This window comes from Clostridium polynesiense, from assembly GCF_000820705.1.
Classification (GTDB): Bacteria; Bacillota; Clostridia; order Clostridiales; family Clostridiaceae; genus Clostridium_AA; species Clostridium_AA polynesiense.
The window spans coordinates 1-3,109 of sequence record NZ_CCXI01000160.1; the positions used below are offsets into that span (position 1 = coordinate 1).

General features: G+C 49.9%; 1 rRNA gene. It reads right to left on the reverse strand.

Annotated elements, in window-relative coordinates:
- Positions 1-58: 58 nt before the first annotated feature.
- Positions 59-2,964, reverse strand: a 23S ribosomal RNA gene (locus TA89_RS17510).
- Positions 2,965-3,109: the final 145 nt, after the last annotated feature.

The window sequence follows — 3,109 nt, forward strand, 5'->3', positions numbered from 1 at the left end:
TTTGAAAGAATTTGTTCTTTCAAAACTGCATATAGAACTGGTAAAGAAACAATATATATTGGTCAAGCCCTCGACCTATTAGTATCAGTCAGCTGAACATGTTGCCATGCTTACACCTCTGACCTATCAACCTTGTGTTCTTCAAGGGGTCTTACTAGCTTACGCTATGGGAAATCTAATCTTGAGGTGGGCTTCACGCTTAGATGCTTTCAGCGTTTATCCCTTCCCGACATAGCTACCCAGCTGTGCTCCTGGCGGAACAACTGGTGCACCAGAGGTCAGTCCATCCCGGTCCTCTCGTACTAAGGACAGCTCCTCTCAAATTTCCTGCGCCCGTGGCGGATAGGGACCGAACTGTCTCACGACGTTCTGAACCCAGCTCGCGTGCCGCTTTAATGGGCGAACAGCCCAACCCTTGGGACCTACTTCAGCCCCAGGATGCGACGAGCCGACATCGAGGTGCCAAACCTCCCCGTCGATGTGGACTCTTGGGGGAGATCAGCCTGTTATCCCCGAGGTAGCTTTTATCCGTTGAGCGATGGCCCTCCCACGAGGTACCACCGGATCACTAAGTCCGACTTTCGTCCCTGCTCCACTTGTAGGTGTCGCAGTCAGGCTCCCTTCTGCCTTTGCACTCTTCGAACGATTTCCGACCGTTCTGAGGGAACCTTTGAGCGCCTCCGTTACATTTTAGGAGGCGACCGCCCCAGTCAAACTGCCCACCTAACAATGTCCCGTCGCCAGTTTCATGGCGTCCGGTTAGAATCCCAGTACTGTCAGGGTGGTATCCCAAGGGTGACTCCACAGAACCTGACGATCCTGCTTCCCAGTCTCCCACCTATCCTGTACAGACAATACCGAGACTCAATGCTAAGCTGCAGTAAAGCTCTACGGGGTCTTTCCGTCCAACCACGGGTAGCAAGCATCTTCACTTGCACTACAATTTCGCCGGATTTGCAGTTGAGACAGTGCCCAAGTCATTACGCCATTCGTGCGGGTCAGAACTTACCTGACAAGGAATTTCGCTACCTTAGGACCGTTATAGTTACGGCCGCCGTTTACTGGGGCTTAAGTTCACACCTTCGCTTGCGCTAAGTGATCCCCTTAACCTTCCAGCACCGGGCAGGCGTCAGCCCCTATACTTCAGCTTTCGCTTTAGCAGAGACCTGTGTTTTTGTTAAACAGTTGCTTGGGCCTATTCTCTGCGGCCATGTCTCCATGGCACCCCTTCTCCCGAAGTTACGGGGTCAATTTGCCGAGTTCCTTAACTGCAATTCTTCCGCCGGCCTTAGGATTCTCTCCTCACCTACCTGTGTCGGTTTGCGGTACGGGTACTGTCTTTCTCCCTAGACGCTTTTCTTGGCAGCGTGGAATCATGTACTTCGGTTCCGTAGAACCTTCCCCATCACACCTCAGCTTATACAGGCGGATTTGCCTATCCTGTATACCTAAGTGCTTAGACCAGCATCCAATAGCTGGCACACACTATCCTCCTGCGTCACGCCATCGGTAATAGCGATTGACAGTAGTATCGGAATATCAACCGATTGTCCATCACCTACGCCTTTCGGCCTCGGCTTAGGTCCCGACTAACCCTCAGCGGACGAGCCTTCCTGAGGAAACCTTAGGTTTTCGGCCAATGAGATTCTCACTCATTTCTCGCTACTTATGCCTGCATTCTCACTCCTGTACAGTCCACCGCTCCTTACGGTACGACTTCAGCCCATACAGGACGCTCCCCTACCGCTGACACATACGTGTCAACCCGTAGCTTCGGTGATAGATTTTAGCCCCGGACATCTTCGGCGCGGGATCTCTCGACTAGTGAGCTATTACGCACTCTTTCAATGAGTGGCTGCTTCTAAGCCAACATCCTAGTTGTCTTAGAAATCCCACATCCTTTACCACTTAATCTATACTTGGGGACCTTAGCTGACGGTCTGGGCTTTTTCCCTTTTGACTACGGCACTTATCTGTCGCAGTCTGACTGCCGGACTAATAGTATGCGGCATTCGGAGTTTGATAAGGTTCGGTAAGCTATACGCCCCCTAGCCCATTCAGTGCTCTACCTCCGCTACTCACATCCGACGCTAGCCCTAAAGCTATTTCGAGGAGAACCAGCTATCTCCGAGTTCGATTGGAATTTCTCCGCTATCCACAGCTCATCCCATGGTTTTTCAACACCAACGTGGTTCGGTCCTCCACGGAATTTTACTTCCGCTTCAACCTGGCCATGGATAGGTCACCCGGTTTCGGGTCTACGGCATGCAACTAGTCGCCCTATTCAGACTCGGTTTCCCTTCGGCTCCGTACCTTAAGTACTTAACCTCGCTACATACCGTAACTCGCAGGCTCGTTCTACAAAAAGCACGTCATCACACACATAAGGTGCTCTGACCGGTTGTAGGCACACGGTTTCAGATTCTATTTCACTCCCCTCCCGGGGTTCTTTTCACCTTTCCCTCACGGTACTTCTTCACTATCGGTCATCAGGTAGTATTTAGCCTTGGGAGGTGGTCCTCCCTGCTTCCCACAAGGTTTCACGTGTCTCGTGGTACTCTGGATCAGAACTGACACTAATGACTTTCACCTACGAGGCTATTACTCTCTGTGGACCAGCTTTCCAGCTGAGTTCGGTTAATCATATCGTGTATTTTATGTTCTGTCCGCAACCCCGGAAACAAGTTTCCGGTTTGGGCTCTTTCCTTTTCGCTCGCCGCTACTAAGAAAATCGATTTTTCTTTCTCTTCCTCCAGGTACTTAGATGTTTCAGTTCCCTGGGTTTACCCTTCTGAAGCTATTTATTCACTTCAGAATACATGGGGTTTCCCATGTGAGTTTCCTCATTCGGAGATCTCCGGATCACTGGCTATGTGCGCCTACCCGAAGCTTATCGCAGCTTATCACGTCCTTCATCGGCTCCTGATGCCAAGGCATTCACCATGCGCCCTTTGTAGCTTGACCTAATTTGGTATCATTTCTTAAAAGAAATGTACCTTAGTCTATTGTTTTTCTTTCTTTGGCGGAATTGTATTTAAATATAATTCTCTATAGAAAGATTTGTAGTTTCTTTACATCAGTTAACTATATACAGTTTTCAAAGAACAAA